A 17256-nucleotide genomic window follows, 5' to 3' on the forward strand; every position below is an offset into this window, starting at 1 on the left:
ATCGTTCTACTATCTGCCGCATGAACGAAATCACTCACTCCGAAACACGCGACATCATTCTCGATGTCACCGAGAAGTTGATCTATAAAAGTGGCATCGCCGCCACTGGCATGGATCTTCTGGTCAAGACCGCCGGCGTTTCGCGCAAGAGCATCTATCGCTACTTCGACAACAAGGAGCAGTTGGTGGTGGCCGCTCTCGAACGGCGCGACGAGCGCTGGATGCGCTGGTACCGCGGCGAGGTGGACAAGGCCCAGGGCTCGGCCCAGCGCCTGCTGGCACTGTTCAGCGTGCTCAAGGGCTGGTTCGCCAGCGAAGGCTTTCGTGGCTGCGCCTTCATCAACACCAGCGGTGAAACCGGTGACTCGCAAGACCCGGTACGCCAGGTAGCCCGCCGCCATAAACAGAAACTGCTCGACTACCTGCTCGAGCTCTGCCAGGAACATGGCGCAGCACATCCGGCACAACTGGCGGCGCAGCTGCTGGTGCTGATCGATGGCGCCATCACCGTTGCCCTGGTCATGGGCGATCACAGTGCCGCCGATAATGCGCAATGCATGGCGCGTAAGTTATTGGACCTTTGATTACCCGCAACCTGAGCGACTTCTTAGTTGCAACAGCAACTTTCACTGGAGACAGGTCATGTCGTCTAACCCGCAAGTGCGTCCACCGCTTCCCCCCTTCACCCGCGAGTCGGCGATCGAGAAGATCCGCCTGGCCGAAGATGGCTGGAACTCCCGGGATCCGGAACGGGTATCCCTGGCCTATACCCTGGATACCCAATGGCGCAACCGCGCCGAATTCGCCCATAACCGCGAGGAGGCCAAGGCCTTTCTCAGCCGCAAGTGGGCCAAGGAACTGGACTACCGGCTGATCAAGGAACTCTGGGCCTTCACCGACAACCGCATTGCCGTGCGCTACGCCTATGAATGGCACGACGACTCGGGCAACTGGTTCCGCTCCTATGGCAACGAGAACTGGGAGTTCGACGAACAGGGGCTTATGGCCCGGCGTTTCGCTTGCATCAACGACATGCCGATCAAGGCCAGCGACCGCAAGTTCCACTGGCCCCTGGGACGGCGCCCGGACGATCACCCAGGCCTCTCGGAGCTGGGCCTGTAATCGCGATAGTCGAGCTACAAGCCGCTGCCGAGCTTGCGCGGCTGCGAGCGACAAGGCCGTCAGGCCTGCAATGCTCCAGAGCCCCTTGTGGCCCTGCGGGCCATGCGCAGCCTGCGGCAACGGCTACGCCCAGCACGCAGGGCCTTCAACGCCTCAGGCCGCGGCGTCCTGCCCGGCCTGGGCCTCCAGTTCGCGCACCAGGGGCAACACGCGGCGGCCGAAGTACTCCACTTCCTCCTGGAAGTGCAGGAAACCCGCCAGCACCAGGTCCACCCCCACGGCCTTGAGTTCGAGGATACGCCGGGCAATCTGCTCCGGCGTACCGATCAAGTTGGTCTTGAAACCATCGTTGTACTGCACCAGGTCCTCGAAGTTCGACTTGGCCCAGTTGCCCTCGCCCTCCGGCGAAGCCTTGCCGGCCTGCCTGGCCGCATCGCCGAAGGCCCGGACCGCCTCCGGGTCGGCCTGGTCGATGATCTGCTGCAACACCGCCCGCGCCTCTTGCTCGGTATCCCGGGCGATCACGAAGGCATTCACCCCGATCTTCACCTGATGCTGGTTGGCCGCGGCCTTGGCACGGATGTCCTCCACCTGGGCCTTGATCCCCTCCACGCTGTTGCCGTTGGTGAAGTACCAATCCGAGACCCTGGCGGCCATGTCCCGGGCCGCCCGGGAACTGCCGCCCTGGAAGATCTCGGGCTGGCCCAGGGGCTTGGGCTTGAGGCTGTAGTTGTCGAAACGGTAGAAATCGCCCCTGAAGGTGAAGTGATCCTCGCTCCACACCCCACGCAGGCAGCGGATGAATTCCTCGGAACGGCGATAGCGCTCGTCATGCTCCAGCCAATGCTCGCCGATGGCCTGGAACTCGCCCTTGAACCAGCCACTGACGATGTTCACCGCGATGCGACCTTCGGTCAGCTGGTCGATGGTCGCCAATTGCTTGGCCGCCAACGCCGGTTGCCAGGGCCCGGGCAGGATCGCCGCGATCACCTTGAGCTTGCTGGTGGCGGCCAGCAACGCATGGCTGAAAGCCACCGACTCATGCTGGTACTCGGCACCGTAGCCGGCGGTGAAGCGGATCTGCGTCAGGGCGTATTCGAAACCGGCGGCCTCGGCGATCTGCGCCAGCTTGCGGTTGTAGTCGATGCCCCAGTGGGTACGCTGCTCGATCTTGCTGACCACCAGGCCACCGCTGACATTGGGCACCCAATAGGCGAATTTCACGGATTGCCGACTCATGGTTCGGTCCTCGGGACTGGGAAAGGTACCCAGGCCCCGAGCAGCATATGTGCCAACCCCGCCACAGCCTCACATGGCGGCCACTGCGCGCCCGTGCGCAGCCTGCGGCAGCGACTACACGAGCCTGCGCTCCATGGGTGGCTTTCACGGATCGGCACAGCGCGTGGGAAGTACCGCGGACAGCGATTTGTTGCTGGGCTGTTGCCAGGGCAACAGTTACCGCCGGGTCGGGCACGGGCCCGGCCAGCAAAACCGCAGCCATGACAGTCGGCACGCTGTGTGCAATCACCAGCAGGACCTTTTGTCTTTTCCTGCCGATTGCGGAGCCTTGCCATGACCGAACACCAGGTGATCAATCCATTGTCCACAGGGGTCGACTACGAGCCCCTGGCCGAGCGCTTCCGGCCGATCTTCCAGCGTATCGCCGAGGGTGCGGTACAGCGTGAGCAGCAGCGCGAGCTGCCCTACGAACCCATCCGCTGGCTCAAGGAGGCGGGGTTCGGCGCGGTGCGGGTGCCAGTGGCCTACGGCGGCGCTGGCGCCTCGGTGCCCCAGCTGTTCCAGTTGCTGATCGAGCTGGCCGAGGCCGACGCCAACGTACCCCAGGCCCTGCGCGGGCACTTCGCCTTTGCCGAGGACCGGCTCAACGCCACCCCGGGCCCGGGGCGCGACCTGTGGTTCAAGCGGTTCGTCGAGGGCGACATCGTCGGCTGCGCCTGGACCGAGATCGGCGCGGTGGAGATCGGCCAAGTGCTGACCAAGGTCAGTCCGGACGGCGAGCACTGGCGGCTCGACGGCGAGAAGTTCTACAGCACCGGGAGCATCTTCTCCGACTGGATCGATGTCTACGCCCAGCGCAGCGACACCGGTGACAACGTGATCGCCGCCGTTCGCACCCGGCAGCCGGGCGTCGAGCAAAGCGACGACTGGGACGGTTTCGGCCAGCGCACCACCGGCAGCGGCACGGCGCGTTTCACCCAGGCCAGAGTGGAAGCCGGCAACGTCATCGACTTCGCCACTCGCTTCAAGTACCAGACCGCCTTCTACCAACTGGTCCTGCTGGCGACCCTGGCCGGCATCGGCCGCGCGGCGCTGCGCGATGTGGCCCATGAGGTGCGGCAGCGCCAGCGCGTCTACAGCCATGGCAACGCGCCACAAGCCAGCGCCGATGCCCAGGTGCAGCAGGTGGTGGGCGAGATCGCCGCCCTGGTGTATGTCGCCGAAGCCGCCACCCTGCGGGCCGCCCTGCCGGCACAGCGTGCGTACCTGGCGCGGTTCGCCGGCGACCCGGAGCAGGAACAGGCAGCCAACCTGGCGGCGGAACTGGAGTCGGCCACGGCCCAGGTCGCCGTCACCGAACTGATCCAGCGTGCCACCAGTGAGCTGTTCAATGCCCTCGGGGCTTCGGACGTGCGCCGGGGCAAGGCCCTGGACCGCCATTGGCGTAATGCGCGAACCGTGTCATCGCACAATCCGGCGATCTACAAGGCGCGGATCGTCGGCGATTGGCAGATCAATGGCAACGAGCCGCCGTTCGCCTGGAAGGTCGGCAACGGCCCGAAAAGCTGAGGCGCTGCGTACGCATCAACGGCGGCAGCAGGACCTTGGTCGCAGTCGCGCGGCGGCGCGCGATGCAGGTAAGATATCGGCCTTTCGCGCAGCCCCTTGCGCTCCCGCCGAATAAGCCGAATCCATGCCTTTCGATCTCAGCGTTGACTTGACCACCCTCGCCATCCTCGCCTTCGTGGCCTTCATCGCCGGTTTCATCGATGCCATCGCCGGCGGTGGCGGCCTGCTCACCACCCCGGCCCTGCTCACCGCAGGCTTGCCACCGCACCTGGTGCTGGGTACCAACAAGCTCAGTTCGACCTTCGGCTCGGCCACTGCCAGCTTCACCTTCTATCGGCGCAAGCTGTTCCACCCCCGGCAATGGATGCATGCCATCGTCGGCACCCTGGTCGGCGCCCTGACCGGGGCCATAGTCGCTCACTACCTGCCCGCCGAGTGGCTGAACAAGATGCTGCCGGTGATCGTCTTCGCCTGCGGCCTGTACCTGCTGTTCGGCGGCACGCCCAAGGCCCCGCTGGACAGCGAGGCACCGATCAAGAAGAAATGGCAATCGACCCAGGGCTTCAGCCTGGGCTTCTACGACGGCGTGGCCGGTCCGGGCACCGGGGCGTTCTGGACCGTCAGCAGCCTGCTGCTCTACCCCATCGACCTGGTCAAGGCCAGTGGCGTGGCACGCAGCATGAACTTCGTCAGCAATATCGCGGCGCTGGCGGTGTTCATCTTTTCCGGGCAGGTGGATTGGATCATCGGCCTGAGCATGGGCCTGTCGGTGATGGTCGGGGCGTTCTTCGGGGCACGCACCGCCATCAGCGGTGGTGCCAAGTTCATTCGCCCGGTGTTCATCACCGTGGTCCTGGGCTTGACCGTGCGCCTAGCCTGGCAGCACTGGTTCAGCGTGGCCTAAGCGACGCGCCACATAGAGGTCGATCAGGTAGCGGGCAATCGAGCGCGACGCCGGCAACGGCGGCAGCGCATGCACGTTGAACCACTGGGCATCCTCGATCTCGTCTTCCTGGGGCAGGATCTCGCCACTGGCGTACTCGGCATGGAAACCCAGCATCATCGAGTGCGGGAACGGCCAGCACTGGCTGCCCACGTACTGGATGTTGCGCACCTCGATGCTCACCTCCTCGCGCACCTCGCGCACCAGGCAATCCTCCGCCGACTCACCAGGTTCGGCAAAACCTGCCAGGGTGCTGTAGACCCCGGGCACGAAGCGTGGCGAACGGGCCAGCAGGATCTCGTCGCCCCGGGTGATCAGCACGATCATGCTCGGCGAGATCCGCGGATAGGCCCGCAGGTCGCAGCTCTGGCAGTACATCGCACGCTCCCCCCGCACCTGTGCCATGGGCTGGCCGCAACTGCCGCAGAAGCGATGTTCCCGAGCCCAGGTACCGATCTGCGCGGCGTACCCCAGCACCTTGTACAGGGTGTGGTCGCCCTCCAGCATGAAGGCCCGCAGGCCTTTCCAGCCGCAGCCCTGGACCTGGGCACGGGAAGCGAGCTCGAGCAGGTATACCGGCTCGCCATCGAGGTGGCCGATGCCATGCTCGGCCAGCACCGGCAGGTCCTGGTTCTTGAGCCAGTGCCGGGGGAACAGCACGCCGTTGTCGTCGTAGAGAAAACCTTCCGGGCCACGGGCCACGGCCCAGCCGCCGGGAAGGTCGGTATCCAGTACTGCGGTGGTCCAGCGTGCAATCATCTTCAGTCAGTCCAGGAATTCGGGTTTCTGTTTGCTCATGTGGGCGGCGATGGCCACGCGCAGGTCATTGGACTGGAGCATGGCGGCGTTCCAGGTGGCCACGTACTCCAGGCCATCGTCGATGCGGTGGTCGCGCATGTAGCTGAGCATTTCCTTGGTGCCGGTCACGGCGATCGGCGACTTGGCGGCGATCTCCCGGGCGATTTCCATGACCCCGTCCAGCAGGCTGGAGGCGTCGGCATAGGTGCGATTGACCAGGCCGATCTGGCGCGCCTCCTCGGCGCCGAAGGTCCGTCCGGTGTAGGCCAGCTCACGCAGCATGCCGTCGCCGATGATACGTGGCAAACGTTGCAGTGTGCCGACATCGGCGGCCATGCCGATATCGATCTCCTTGATCGAGAACTGCACGTCGGCCGCGGCATAGCGCATGTCGCAGGCGCTGATCAGGTCGATGGCGCCGCCCAGGCAGTAGCCCTGGATAGCCGCCAGCACCGGCTTGCGGCAGTTGTCCACGGCAGTGAACGAGGACTGCAGCTCGAGGATCTTGCGCCGCAGCAGGCGGGCATTGCGGCCCACGTCCTTGCCCAGTTCGTTGGCGAATCCGGCCAGCATCATCAGGTCGATGCCAGAGGAAAAGTGCTTGCCGGCACCGCTGAGCACCACCACTCGCACCGCGTCGGTCTCGTCGATCCACTGGAAGATATCGACGATCTCACGCCAGAACGCGGCGTTCATGGCGTTGATCTTTTCCGGGCGGTTGATCTGCACATGGGCGATGTTGTCAGCGAGTTCGACGCGAAAGGCTTGGTATTCGGACATGGCAGCGATCCTTTTCTGGTGAGCAGATGAGGGCCGAACTATAGCAAGTGGCAAGCGCGCCCCGTAAGGCAGCGCATTGGCCAAAAGCGGGACTGGCACAGGCCCTGCCCCGCCAGTGATGGCGCAACCGCTCAGCCCACTTTCGCCGTGCGAAACGCCGCGGTCTCGTAGGGCACCGTGACTTCGGCCTTGTCCCGCAATTGGGGTTCGCTGGCGATCAGCGCGGCGATCTGCCGGTCCACCTCGTCGCGCCCGGCCTGGGGCAAGGCGGCGATGAAGCTGGTGGAACGCACGCGATTGAACAGCACGTCCTCCACCGGGCCATGGTGTCCATGGCGAAAATGCTCTTCCTGCAACGGGCCGAAGCCGGGGTGGGGAAAGACCTGGCGCCAGGCTCCGGTGTAGTAGCGCGGCGTATCGCCCTGCAGGGCGTTGACGATGCGGTCCAGGCGCGCCACCCAGGGTACCCGTGCATCGCGCTGGTTCCACACCAGCGCCAGCTGGCCGCCCGGCTTGAGTACCCGATGGATCTCGTCCAGGGCCCCAGGGCTGGCGAACCAGTGGAAGGCCTGGGCGCAGACCACCACATCCACCGAGGCATCGCGCAGCGGCAGCGCCTCGGCACTGCCCTCCAGGACCTGGACCTCGGGCTGGGCCTGGGCCAGCCGGGCACGCATCTGCGCCACGGGCTCCACCGCGATCACCTGGGCGTCGGTGGCCGCCAGGCGCGCAGTGAACTTGCCGGTGCCGGCGCCCAGGTCCACCACTACCCTGCCCGCGCGCAGGCCCAGCGCCTGGCGCAGCCAGGGGTCCAGTTCCGGCGGATAACCGGGACGTCCCCGGACATAAGTGTCGGCAGCCTGCTGGTAGCCGTCGGCCGCTGCATGGTGAATGGGCTGATCGTTCACGGAACACCTCCTGGTCACGGATGCTGGCGCTTGAGGATAAACCCTCACCGGCCACGACCGGGATGAAACAAATGTCAGCTATGCCCGTGCCCCTCAACGGGGTGTGGGCAGGCTCAGGCGAAACCGCGCGCCGCCCAGTGGCGAGGCTTCCACCGTCAAGGTGCCACCCTGGGCCTCCAGGGCCCGGCGACTGATGGCCAGGCCCAGGCCGAAACCACCAGTGGAGCGATCGCGGCTGCGATCCAGGCGATAGAAAGGTTCGAACACCCGCTCGCGCTCGTCGTCAGGGATGCCGATACCGTCATCGTCGACCCAGATCTCGCACCCCTGGTCGCTGACCAGCACCCCGACCTGAATGCGTTTCTCGCAATAACGGGTGGCGTTGCGCAACAGGTTCTGCAGGGCCCGCGCAGTCAGGCGCGGGTCCAGGATGAAGCGCTCCAGGGTGCCATGCAGCAGCACGTCGATGACCAGGTCCGATTCCAGCTCGTCGTCGACGCTGCCCAGGATGCTGTCGATGAACTCATCCAGGGCCACCTCGATCTGCTCCGGCAAGCAGGCCGGGTTCTGCAGGCGGCTGTAGGACAGCAGCTCCAGCACCAGCTCATCCAGCTCGCGGATGTGCGCCACCAACCCTTGCAGGCGCTCACGGCTGGCTGCCGGCAAGTCGTCGGACAACGCCAGGGCCAGGCCGAAGTCGAGCCGGGTCAGGGGCGTGCGCAATTCATGGGATACCGCATTGAGCAGGTCGCGCTGCTGGTTCAGCAGTTGCTCGATATCGCCGGCCATGGTGTCGAACACATGGGCCAGGCTGCCGATGTTGGAGCTGGCCGGCAACTGCGTACGCTCGTCCAGGTGGCCCTTGCCGAAGCGCTCTGCGGTGCGCTTGAGGCGCTCCAGGTCACGCCAGTGGGGCCGGACCCACAACAGCAGGCAGGCCAGCAGCACCGCACCGATCAGGACGTTGATGCTCCAGTACAGCAGGTTGACGTCCAGCGGGTCCGGCGGCATCACCAGCTTGACCGCCAACTGGTCGTGCAACGGCGACACCGCCAGGGTCCGCGAGCCCCAGTCGCCAACCCGCACCACCTTCTTGCCAGCCAGCAGGCGGGCCCGTTCGTCGGCACTGAAATCGGGGTCGTCGATACGTACCAGGGCCACCTGCAATGGGCGGAAGTCCTCGTCCATCTCCCGGGCGAGCGCCGGCCATTGCGCCGGGGGCTGGGCGCGGAACTGCCTGGCGATCAGTTCTTGCAAACCCCGGGACTTGGTCAGGTTGTAATCGATGAAGCGCTGGTGAAACACCTTGATCACCAGGTCAGGGACCAGGTACATCGCGGCGCTGAAGGCCACGATGGTGATCAGGTACAGCCGGACCAGGATGCGCAGCATGGGTTCAGCATTCCCACTCGGAACGGCTGAACAGGTAGCCCTTGCCCCAGACGGTCTTGATCTTGCGCGCCTCGCCGGCGTGGTCGTCGAACTTGCGTCGCAGCTTGGAGATGGCCACGTCCACCGAACGGTCGGTGCCGTTGAACTCGATACCGCGCAAGCGCTGGAGGATCTGGTCGCGGCTCAGCACTTCGCCGGCATGCCGGGCCAGCACCACCAGCAGGTTGTATTCGCCGCTGGACAGTTCCACCAGCTGGTCGCGCCAAGTCACGGTGCGTTCCGATAGATCGATGCACAGGTTGCCCATGAGGATCCGGTCGCTGGCGGTCTGCGGCTCGCCCAGGCTGCTGCGGCGCAACAGGGTCCGGACCCGGGCCAGCAGCACTCGCGGCTCGCAGGGCTTGGTCACATAGTCGTCGGCGCCCATTTCCAGGCCCAGCACCTGGTCGTGGCTGTCGTCGCGGGCGGTCAGCATCAGGATCGGCAGGCTGGCCGAGTCGGCCCGCAGCAGCCGGCACACTTGCAAGCCATCCAGGCCCGGCAGCATCAGGTCGAGGATCACCAGGTCCGGCGGGTTGCTCCGGGCCCGCTCGCGCACCTGGTCGCCACGGCTGATGACGCTGACCTGGTAGCCGTTGCGCTCCAGGTAGCTGGCAATCAGTTCGGAGAGCGCGGGGTCGTCTTCGACAAGGAGGATATTGGCCATGGAAGAGAAATCTTTATTGAAGAAATACGAAGAACCGGCGTTATCCATAGATGCGCCGGGAACTAGCAGCAAGGTTGCCAAGCATATACAACGCGGCCTCGACAGGCTCGTGCGCTTCACATTTTTTCACACAGCGGCTACATAGCTTCACAGCGCCTTAACCGCCATGCCCTTAGCATGCCGGGTTCATCATTGGGGTATCAGTATGTCGAACAAACTCTTCGCGCCGCTTTGCCTGCTGGTCATGGCCGCGACGCTGAGCGCCTGCGGCCAGTCCGGCAGCGAGCAGAAACCGGCGCCGGCCAAGGTCCGCACCGAGATCGTGCGCAGCCAGGCCTTGTCCATCACCAGCGAATTGAGCGGGCGGATCGCCGCGCCGCGCATTGCCGAGGTCCGCGCCCGGGTGGCCGGCGTGGTGCTGCAACGGACCTTCCGCGAAGGTTCGGACGTCAAGCAGGGCGACGTACTGTTCCGCATCGACCCGGCGCCGTTCAAGGCCGACCTGGACAGCGCCGTGGCCAGCCTGCGCAAGGCCGAGGCCACCGCGTTCCAGGCCCGCCTGCAGGAGCAGCGCTACTCGCGGCTGATTGCCGACCAGGCCATCAGCGGCCAGGAATACGACAACGCCCGTTCCGCCGCGCGCCAGGCCGATGCCGAAGTCGCCGCCAACCAGGCCGCGGTGCAGCGGGCCAGGCTGAACCTGGGCTACGCCACCGTCACCGCGCCGATTTCCGGTCGGGTCGGCCGCGCCCTGGTCACCGAAGGTGCCCTGGTGGGCCAGGGCGAAAGCACGCCCCTGGCGCTGATCCAGCAGCTGGATCCGATCCACGCCGACCTGACCCAGTCCACCCGCGAGCTCAACGAACTGCGCCGGGCCCTGCGCGCCGGCCAACTGCAGCAGGTCGGCAAGGACCAGGCCAAGGCCACCCTGGTGCAGGACGATGGCAGCCTCTATCCGCTACCGGGCAAGCTGCTGTTCACCGATATCAGCGTCGACCCCGGCACCGGCCAGATCACCCTGCGCAGCGAGTTCCCCAACCCGGAACTGGACCTGCTGCCCGGCAGCTTCGTCCGGGTCCGCCTGGAGCAGGCGGTCAACCGCCAGGGCATCAGCGTCCCGCAGCGGGCCATCCAGCGCGATGGCGCCGGTATCGCCCAGGTGTTGCTGGTTGACGCCGAAAACCGCGTGGTACAGCACCCGGTGCACCTGGGTGGCGTGCAGCAAGACCGCTGGATAGTCACCGACGGTCTCAAGCCCGGCGACCGGATCATCGTCGAAGGGCTGCAGCACGCCCGTCCCGGCGAGCAGGTCGAGATCGATGACGCCCCCCTCGCGCACGTCCAGAACCCAGGCCAATAGGTAGTACAGATGCCGCAATTCTTCATTGACCGCCCGGTGTTCGCCTGGGTGGTCGCCTTCTTCATCCTGATCGGCGGCGCCCTGGCGATCCCCCAGTTGCCGGTGGCCCAGTACCCCAACGTCGCCCCGCCGCAGATCGAGATCGCCGCCACCTACCCGGGTGCCTCGGCCCAGACCATGGACGAGTCGGTGGTCAGCCTGATCGAGCAAGAGCTCAACGGCGCCGACCACCTGCTGTACTTCTCGTCCCAGAGCAGCCTGGGCAGTGCCACCATCACCGCCACCTTCCAGCCGGGCACCAACCCGGAGCTGGCCCAGGTGGACGTGCAGAACCGCCTCAAGGCCGTGGAGCCACGCCTGCCCCAGGCCGTGACCCAGCAAGGCCTGCAGGTGGAGAAAGTCTCTGCCGGCTTCCTGCTGCTGATCACCCTGAGCTCCAATGACGGGCGCCTGGACGAGGTCGCGCTCAGCGACTACATGGCGCGCAGCGTGCTGAACGAGATCCGCCGCCTGGATGGCGTCGGCAAGGCCCAGTTGTATGGCGCCGAACGGGCCATGCGGATCTGGCTCGATCCGCAGAAGCTGATCGGCTTCAACCTGACTCCGGCCGACGTCAACGCCGCCGTGGCCGCGCAGAACGCCCAGGTACCGGCAGGCAGCATTGGCGACCTGCCCGGCCCTTCCAGCCAGGAAATCACCGCCACCGTGCTGGTCAAGGGCCAACTGAGCAACCCGGAAGAGTTCGCCGACATCGTCCTCAAGGCCAACCCCGACGGTTCCACCGTGCGTATCGGCGACGTGGCGCGGGTGGAAGTGGGCAGCCAGGAATACCAGTTCGGCACGCGCCTGAACGGCAAGCAGTCCACCGCCGTCGGCGTGCAGCTGTCTCCCGGGGCCAATGCGCTGAACACCGCGACCCTGATCCGGGCAAAGATGGACGAGCTGTCGCGCTACTTCCCCGCCGGAGTGGAATACAAGATCCCCTACGACACCTCGCCGTTCGTCAAGGTCTCGATCACCAAGGTGCTCTACACCCTGCTCGAAGCCATGGTCCTGGTGTTCCTGGTGATGCTGCTGTTCCTGCAGAACATCCGCTACACCCTGATCCCGACCCTGGTGGTGCCGGTGGCGCTGATGGGCACCTTCGCCACCATGCTGGCCCTGGGTTTCTCCATCAACGTGCTGACCATGTTCGGCATGGTGCTGGCCATCGGCATCCTGGTGGACGACGCCATCGTGGTGGTGGAGAACGTCGAACGGATCATGGCCAACGAGGGCCTGCCACCCCGGGAAGCCACGCGCAAGGCGATGCAGCAGATCACCGGCGCGATCATCGGCATCACCCTGGTGCTGGTGGCGGTGTTCATCCCCATGGCCTTCATGCCAGGCTCGGTGGGGGTGATCTACCAGCAGTTCTCGCTGTCCATGGCCACCTCGATCCTGTTCTCGGCGTTCCTGGCCCTGACCCTGACCCCGGCCCTGTGCGCGACCCTGCTCAAGCCCATCGCCGCCGGCGAGCATCACGAGCGTGGCGGCTTCTTCGGCTGGTTCAACCGCCGCTTCGAGCGCCTGACCGACAGCTACCAGGGTGGCGTGGCCTATGCGCTCAAGCGCAGCGGGCGCTACCTGCTGATCTACCTGGCGTTGCTGGTGGTCATGGCGCTGCTGTTCGTGCGCCTGCCCTCCTCGTTCCTGCCAGTCGAGGACCAGGGCTACACCATCACCGATATCCAGCTACCACCGGGTGCCAGCCAGAACCGCACCATCCGCGTGGTGGAACAGATCGAGGCACACAACGCCTCGGAACCGGGCGTGGGCGACAGCACCATCATCCTCGGCTTCAGTTTCTCGGGTAACGGGCAGAACGCGGCGCTGGCCTTCACCACCCTCAAGGACTGGTCGCAACGGGGCCGCGACGATTCGGCGATGAGCATCGCCGAGCGCGCCACCGCAGCCTTCGGCGAAATCAAGGATGCCGTGGCCTACGCCATCCTGCCGCCGCCGATCGATGGCCTGGGCACCTCCAGCGGCTTCGAGTTCCGCCTGCAAGACCGTGGCGGCGTCGGCCATGAAGCGCTGATGCAGGCTCGTACCGAACTGCTGCAGGCCGCGCAAAAGAGCCCGATCCTGGCCAACGTGCGGGAAAACGCCCTGGCCGAGGCACCCCAGGTGCAACTGGCGATCGACCGCAAGCAAGCCAATGCCCTGGGCGTGTCCTTCGGCGATATCGGCAGCCTGCTGTCCACCGCCCTGGGCTCGGCCTACATCAACGACTTCCCCAACCAGGGCCGGATGCAGCGGGTGGTGATCCAGGCCGAGGGCGACCAGCGCAGCCAGGTCGAGGACCTGTTGCGCCTGAACGTGCGCAACAGCGCCGGCAAGATGGTGCCGTTGTCGTCCTTCGTCAGCGCCAGCTGGAAGATGGGCCCCGCACAGTTGACCCGCTACAACGGCTACCCGGCGGTGGACGTCTCCGGCGAGCCGGCAGCGGGCCGCAGCACCGGCGAAGCCATGCAGGAAATCGAACGCCTGGTGGCCCAGCTGCCGAACGGCCTGGGCCTGGAGTGGACCGGCCTGTCGTTGCAGGAGCGCCTGTCGGGCAGCCAGGCCCCGCTGCTGCTGGGGTTGTCGTTGCTGATCGTGTTCCTGTGCCTGGCGGCGCTCTACGAGAGCTGGTCGATCCCGGCCTCGGTGCTGCTGGTGGTGCCGCTGGGCGTACTCGGCGCAGTACTGGCGGTGACCTTGCGCGGCATGCCCAACGACGTGTTCTTCAAGGTGGGCCTGATCACCATCATCGGCCTGTCGGCGAAGAACGCGATCCTGATCATCGAGTTCGCCAAGAGCCTGTACGACGAGGGCCATGACCTGCTGGACGCCACCCTGCAGGCCGCCCGCCTGCGCCTGCGGCCGATCGTCATGACCTCCCTGGCGTTCATCCTCGGCGTGGTGCCCCTGGCCATCGCCACCGGCGCCAGCTCCGCCAGCCAGCAGGCGATCGGCACCGGGGTGATCGGCGGGATGATCACCGCGACCCTGGCGGTGATCTTCGTCCCGGTGTTCTTCGTGGTGGTGATGAAACTGGTGAAGCGCAACTCGCGCTAACCGCTACACGACCGCTCGCGGCAGGAGTAGCCGCTGGCGCCCGCTGTGCACAACCGCGCAGCGGGCGCCAGCGGAGCACCAGGCCGATCGCGGCTCCACGGCCGCTATGCGCCCAGTCGCTGCCTCGCAGGTTCGGTAGCAGCTACCGATCGCGCAGGCGCGCCATGGCCAGCACATCGACGTAGCGACCGTCACGCACCGCGTAGTCGCGCAACTGGCCCTCGGTCTCGAAGCCGAACTTGCGGTACAGGCCGATGGCCGCCAGGTTGTCGGCGTACACCGTCAGCTCGACCCGACGCAGGTTCATCCAGTTGTCCGCCACCTCCAGCACCGCCGCCAGCAGGCGGCTGCCGATGCCCTGGCCCTGCCAGGCCCGCGCCACCCCCATGCCAAAGCTCGCGCAATGGGAGCGCCGCACCCGCCCGATCTGCTCCAGGCTGCAATTGCCGATCACCACGCCCTGGTGCAGGGCCACCAGGGACACCAGCCGCTCGTTGTCCAGCCCGAGGCGCTTGCGCCACAGCTCGGGGGACTGGTAAGGCATCTGCAGGGTCTGGCTGGCCACCGTCGGTTCACTGTAGAGCGCGGTCAAGCCATCAAGATGAGCCTCGCTGAAACGCTCGATGACAATGCTGGCGGGAGAACTGGGCATTACGGGGCGTCCTTGTCGTTGGAATGGCCATCGAGTGTAAAACGCCGGGCCCAGCCATGACGAGCGCCTCCCTCAGGCAAACCAGTCCTCGCGCTCGGTGAAGGTATGCAGGATCAGGTCCACCAGTTGCTGGACTTCTTCCTCGTGCTGCACCTGGGCGTTCATCGCCAGCCAGGCGCGGCGCTGCATGCTTTCGCCGAACAACCCGGGCAAGGCGGTCAAGCCCCGGTCGAAGCGGCTGATGTACTGCGGCAGCAAGCCGATACAGGCGCTGCAGCGGATCATCTCCAGCATCAGCTCATAGGAATGCACGTGCACCACCCCCGCCAGCCGCGAATCCACCAGGCTGTTCCAGGGGCGGAAGGGCTCGATCTGCCGGTCGTGTTGCCACTGCACCAGCATGTAGTCGGTCAGGTCGTCGACGCTGTCGGGGCGCGCCGCGACCCGGGAGTAGCGCTTGGCGATGTGCGGCAGGTAGTCGATGCGCGCCAGGGGCATGGGTTCGCGAATGGCGAAGCTAGGCCCCGGCAAGGGCGAGTCGGCGGCCCCCAGCCACAGCACCAGGTCGGCGCTCAGGGCCCGCAGCGACAGGTCGCTGTCGATGGAGATGATTTCCAGGCGCGCGCTGGCGTTGCGCCGCAACAGGGCGATCAGGTCGCGACCCAGGATGTCATGCAGGATGGTCTCGGCCACCGCCAGGCGAATCAGCGGCTGCTCGATCACCGGCAGGCGCCGCTGGTGGGCCAGGGCGATCAACTGGGCCTGCAGTTGCAGGCCTTCGCGGCTCAGGCTCAAGGCGTTGCCCTGGTAGCAGAACAACGCACGCCGCAGGTGCTCTTCCAGCAACGCCAGCTGCTTGCGCAGCAAGGTGGCCTTGATGTTCAGGCTGCGGGCTGCCTGCATGAAGCAACCGCAACGGGCGCTCACCAGGAAATACTGCGCGACCTCCGGATCGATCCCGGCCGCCAGGGCCAGCCAGGCTTCCCGGGGTTCCTGGGGAACACTGTAGGGAACAACGCCCTGGTGTGGAGCAGGTTCGAGAAATGACATCGGTGACTCCCTGTCTTGTTGAGTGTTGCGTCCTTGGCTTGCGCCGGTGTTGGCAGCAAGCGGGCCGTGACGGCACGCGCCACATCCCACTTCCTGCCCTGCCCTGAAACCGCGTGGACCGGATCACGACGCCCCGCAAGATGGCGCCCGCCGCTGGCCCCGCTCCACGCGGGCCGGTTACTGAGCTTTTTCCTCCAGTGCCTGGTTGAGCGCCGCGCCATCGATGCTCAGCGTCGCGGTGTTGAGCATGCCCTCCAGATAGGCCTTGGCGATCTGCTCCTGGCGCTGGGCCCGCAAGGCCTGGACCAGGCGCTCACGCACCTCGTCCAGGCTGGCGGTACGCGCCGGTTGCAGCTCGGTCAGCTTGAGCACATGGAAACCCGCCGCGCTCTGCACCACCTCCGATACCGCGCCGACCTTGAGCCGGGCCACGGCGCCACGCACCTGCGGCACCAGTTGCTGCAGGGGCTGCAAGCCCGAGTCGCCACCGTGCCGGGCACTGTCCGGGTCCTGGGAATACTGCGCAGCCAGGGCGGCGAACTCACCGGGCGCGGCCTGGGCCTTCCTGGCGATCTCCTGGGCCTGGCGCCGCACCTGCTCCAGCGCCTGGGGCTCGGGCACCGCCAGGAAGACCTGGCTGACCCGGTACAACGGCGGGGTCAGCCAGGCCGACTTGCCGCTGTCGTAGGCCTGTTGCAGTTCGGCGGCGCTGGGGTAGTCCGCCGGCACCTGGCTGACCGACTGCATGTAGTCGCGAAAGACGATCTGCTCGGTGGCAGCGCGGGTTTGCTGCTCCACTTCCGGGCGCTGGCGCCAGCCCTGGGCATCGGCCTGCTCCAGCACCGCCTTCTGCGCCAGGCGCGAACGGATCCAGGTCTCCAGGGCCGGGCGATTGTCGCGCAGTTGAGCCCGGGCCTCCTCCGGCAGGCTGGCGAACAGCGCCTGGAGCTCCGCCACCGCCACCTGCTGGTTACCCAGGCGCGCCACCGCCGGGGTATTCGCCAATTGCTGCTGCAGCGCCGCCGGGGCCGGCTGCTGGGCCGCCACCGGATCGCTGCCCGGACGCAAGGCCAGCCCCAGGGCCAGGCCAAGCAGGGTCAGCGCCCCGGCACCGACCACCAGGGTCGGCTTCTTCACAGGACCGCCGCCTCTGCCGCGCCACTGGCCTGCGGCGTGCCGGCTGGCTCGACCTGGGCTTGGGCCTGCAGTTGGGCCGCCTGCTGGCTGTATTCACGCAGATAGACGATGAATTCCTGGAGCAGGCGGTCCCACAGCTCCAGCTGGCTGCGCAGGTGGGTATCGCTGACCCCGGCCACCACCACGTCCATTTCCATCACCAGGAATTCACCCTGCAACGACAGCCGAGCGAAGCGCCGCGAGGCGTTCCACAGCTCCGCCAGGCCGGCCGGCAACTCGCCTTGGACGCGCAACGCACAGCTATAGGTGAAGTCCACGTAGTGCCCGGCCTCTGCCGCCGGGTTGCCGAAGCGCACGGCGTAGCCGATGCCCTGGCTGGCACTGAGCAATTGCACGATACCGTTCTGTTCGGTGTGGTTGACCCGGTAACCGGCGCCTTGCAGCAGGTCGGTCACGCTGTCGGTGGTGACGCTGGTGATCAAGGTTGCTTGTGTCATG

17 protein-coding genes are annotated in these 17256 nt (G+C 66.2%); 7 read left to right on the plus strand and 10 right to left on the minus strand.

What is annotated here, in order from left to right; translation table 11 throughout:
* Positions 1-20: 20 nt before the first annotated feature.
* Together CAG11_RS23985 and CAG11_RS23990 are read left to right on the plus strand one after the other, a co-directional pair.
* On the plus strand, positions 21-584 hold the full coding sequence (locus CAG11_RS23985; protein ID WP_085598242.1) for a TetR/AcrR family transcriptional regulator: 564 nt from the start codon (positions 21-23) through the stop codon (positions 582-584).
* A 58-nt stretch (positions 585-642) separates the two neighbouring features.
* Positions 643-1122 carry a nuclear transport factor 2 family protein gene (locus CAG11_RS23990; RefSeq protein WP_085598243.1) on the plus strand — a complete coding sequence of 160 codons (480 nt, stop codon included), beginning with the start codon at positions 643-645 and terminating at the stop codon, positions 1120-1122.
* Between the two features lie 153 nt (positions 1123-1275).
* On the opposite strand, the gene sfnG is transcribed toward CAG11_RS23990, so the two are convergent.
* Entirely contained in the window at positions 1276-2361 is a 1086-nt protein-coding gene (gene sfnG, locus CAG11_RS23995; protein WP_085598244.1) for a dimethylsulfone monooxygenase SfnG, read from the minus strand.
* Between the two features lie 333 nt (positions 2362-2694).
* Here sfnG and CAG11_RS24000 point away from each other — a divergent pair, with 333 nt between their 5' ends.
* Complete coding sequence (locus tag CAG11_RS24000) at positions 2695-3930, plus strand: acyl-CoA dehydrogenase family protein (RefSeq protein WP_085598245.1); 1236 nt, start codon at positions 2695-2697, stop codon at positions 3928-3930.
* Positions 3931-4054: 124 nt separating this feature from the next.
* Entirely contained in the window at positions 4055-4834 is a 780-nt protein-coding gene (locus CAG11_RS24005) for a TSUP family transporter (protein ID WP_022644248.1), read from the plus strand.
* Here the strand turns inward: CAG11_RS24005 and nudC are convergent.
* The 5 genes from nudC to CAG11_RS24030 form a co-directional block, all read right to left on the minus strand.
* Positions 4802-5632, minus strand: coding sequence for an NAD(+) diphosphatase (gene nudC / locus CAG11_RS24010; RefSeq protein ID WP_022644247.1), 831 nt, complete (start codon positions 5630-5632; stop codon positions 4802-4804). The two genes, CAG11_RS24005 and nudC, sit on opposite strands and share 33 nt — an antisense overlap.
* A 6-nt stretch (positions 5633-5638) precedes the next feature.
* Positions 5639-6451, minus strand: a complete 813-nt coding sequence (locus tag CAG11_RS24015; protein WP_053129166.1) for a crotonase/enoyl-CoA hydratase family protein — start codon at positions 6449-6451, stop codon at positions 5639-5641.
* Positions 6452-6582: 131 nt separating this feature from the next.
* On the minus strand, positions 6583-7359 hold the full coding sequence (locus CAG11_RS24020) for a class I SAM-dependent methyltransferase (protein WP_085598246.1): 777 nt from the start codon (positions 7357-7359) through the stop codon (positions 6583-6585).
* A gap of 93 nt (positions 7360-7452) precedes the next feature.
* Positions 7453-8751: an ATP-binding protein gene (locus tag CAG11_RS24025; protein ID WP_085598247.1), complete on the minus strand. Its 1299-nt coding sequence runs from the start codon at positions 8749-8751 to the stop codon at positions 7453-7455.
* 4 nt (positions 8752-8755) lie between these two features.
* Positions 8756-9457 (minus strand): response regulator transcription factor, encoded by a 702-nt coding sequence (locus tag CAG11_RS24030; protein ID WP_022644244.1) that lies wholly within the window; start codon positions 9455-9457, stop codon positions 8756-8758.
* Between CAG11_RS24030 and CAG11_RS33670 the strand changes: the two genes are divergently transcribed.
* From CAG11_RS33670 to CAG11_RS24040, 3 genes are read left to right on the plus strand one after another with little or no spacing between them, the layout of a single operon-like run.
* The gene (locus CAG11_RS33670; protein WP_022644243.1) at positions 9456-9602 is read left to right on the plus strand and encodes a hypothetical protein; all 147 of its coding nucleotides are present in this window, start codon (positions 9456-9458) and stop codon (positions 9600-9602) included. The two genes, CAG11_RS24030 and CAG11_RS33670, sit on opposite strands and share 2 nt — an antisense overlap.
* A 60-nt stretch (positions 9603-9662) precedes the next feature.
* Complete coding sequence (locus CAG11_RS24035; protein WP_053129161.1) at positions 9663-10817, plus strand: efflux RND transporter periplasmic adaptor subunit; 1155 nt, start codon at positions 9663-9665, stop codon at positions 10815-10817.
* 9 nt (positions 10818-10826) lie between these two features.
* Complete coding sequence (locus CAG11_RS24040; RefSeq protein ID WP_085598248.1) at positions 10827-13919, plus strand: efflux RND transporter permease subunit; 3093 nt, start codon at positions 10827-10829, stop codon at positions 13917-13919.
* A 142-nt stretch (positions 13920-14061) separates the two neighbouring features.
* Here the strand turns inward: CAG11_RS24040 and CAG11_RS24045 are convergent, their stop codons facing one another.
* The 4 genes from CAG11_RS24045 to CAG11_RS24060 all read right to left on the minus strand — a co-directional run bounded on the left by CAG11_RS24045 (position 14062) and on the right by CAG11_RS24060 (position 17255).
* Positions 14062-14571, minus strand: coding sequence for a GNAT family N-acetyltransferase (locus CAG11_RS24045; RefSeq protein WP_022644239.1), 510 nt, complete (start codon positions 14569-14571; stop codon positions 14062-14064).
* Between the two features lie 72 nt (positions 14572-14643).
* Positions 14644-15621 carry a LysR family transcriptional regulator gene (locus CAG11_RS24050; RefSeq protein WP_053129155.1) on the minus strand — a complete coding sequence of 326 codons (978 nt, stop codon included), beginning with the start codon at positions 15619-15621 and terminating at the stop codon, positions 14644-14646.
* Between the two features lie 177 nt (positions 15622-15798).
* Entirely contained in the window at positions 15799-16758 is a 960-nt protein-coding gene (locus CAG11_RS24055; RefSeq protein WP_085598249.1) for a peptidylprolyl isomerase, read from the minus strand.
* On the minus strand, positions 16755-17255 hold the full coding sequence (locus CAG11_RS24060; RefSeq protein ID WP_085598250.1) for a YbjN domain-containing protein: 501 nt from the start codon (positions 17253-17255) through the stop codon (positions 16755-16757). The genes CAG11_RS24055 and CAG11_RS24060 overlap by 4 nt, the downstream gene beginning before the upstream one ends.
* Position 17256 lies beyond the last annotated feature (1 nt).

The sequence above is a fragment of the Pseudomonas sp. B6(2017) genome, assembly GCF_002112765.1.
In the GTDB taxonomy this organism is placed as follows: domain Bacteria; phylum Pseudomonadota; class Gammaproteobacteria; order Pseudomonadales; family Pseudomonadaceae; genus Aquipseudomonas; species Aquipseudomonas piscis.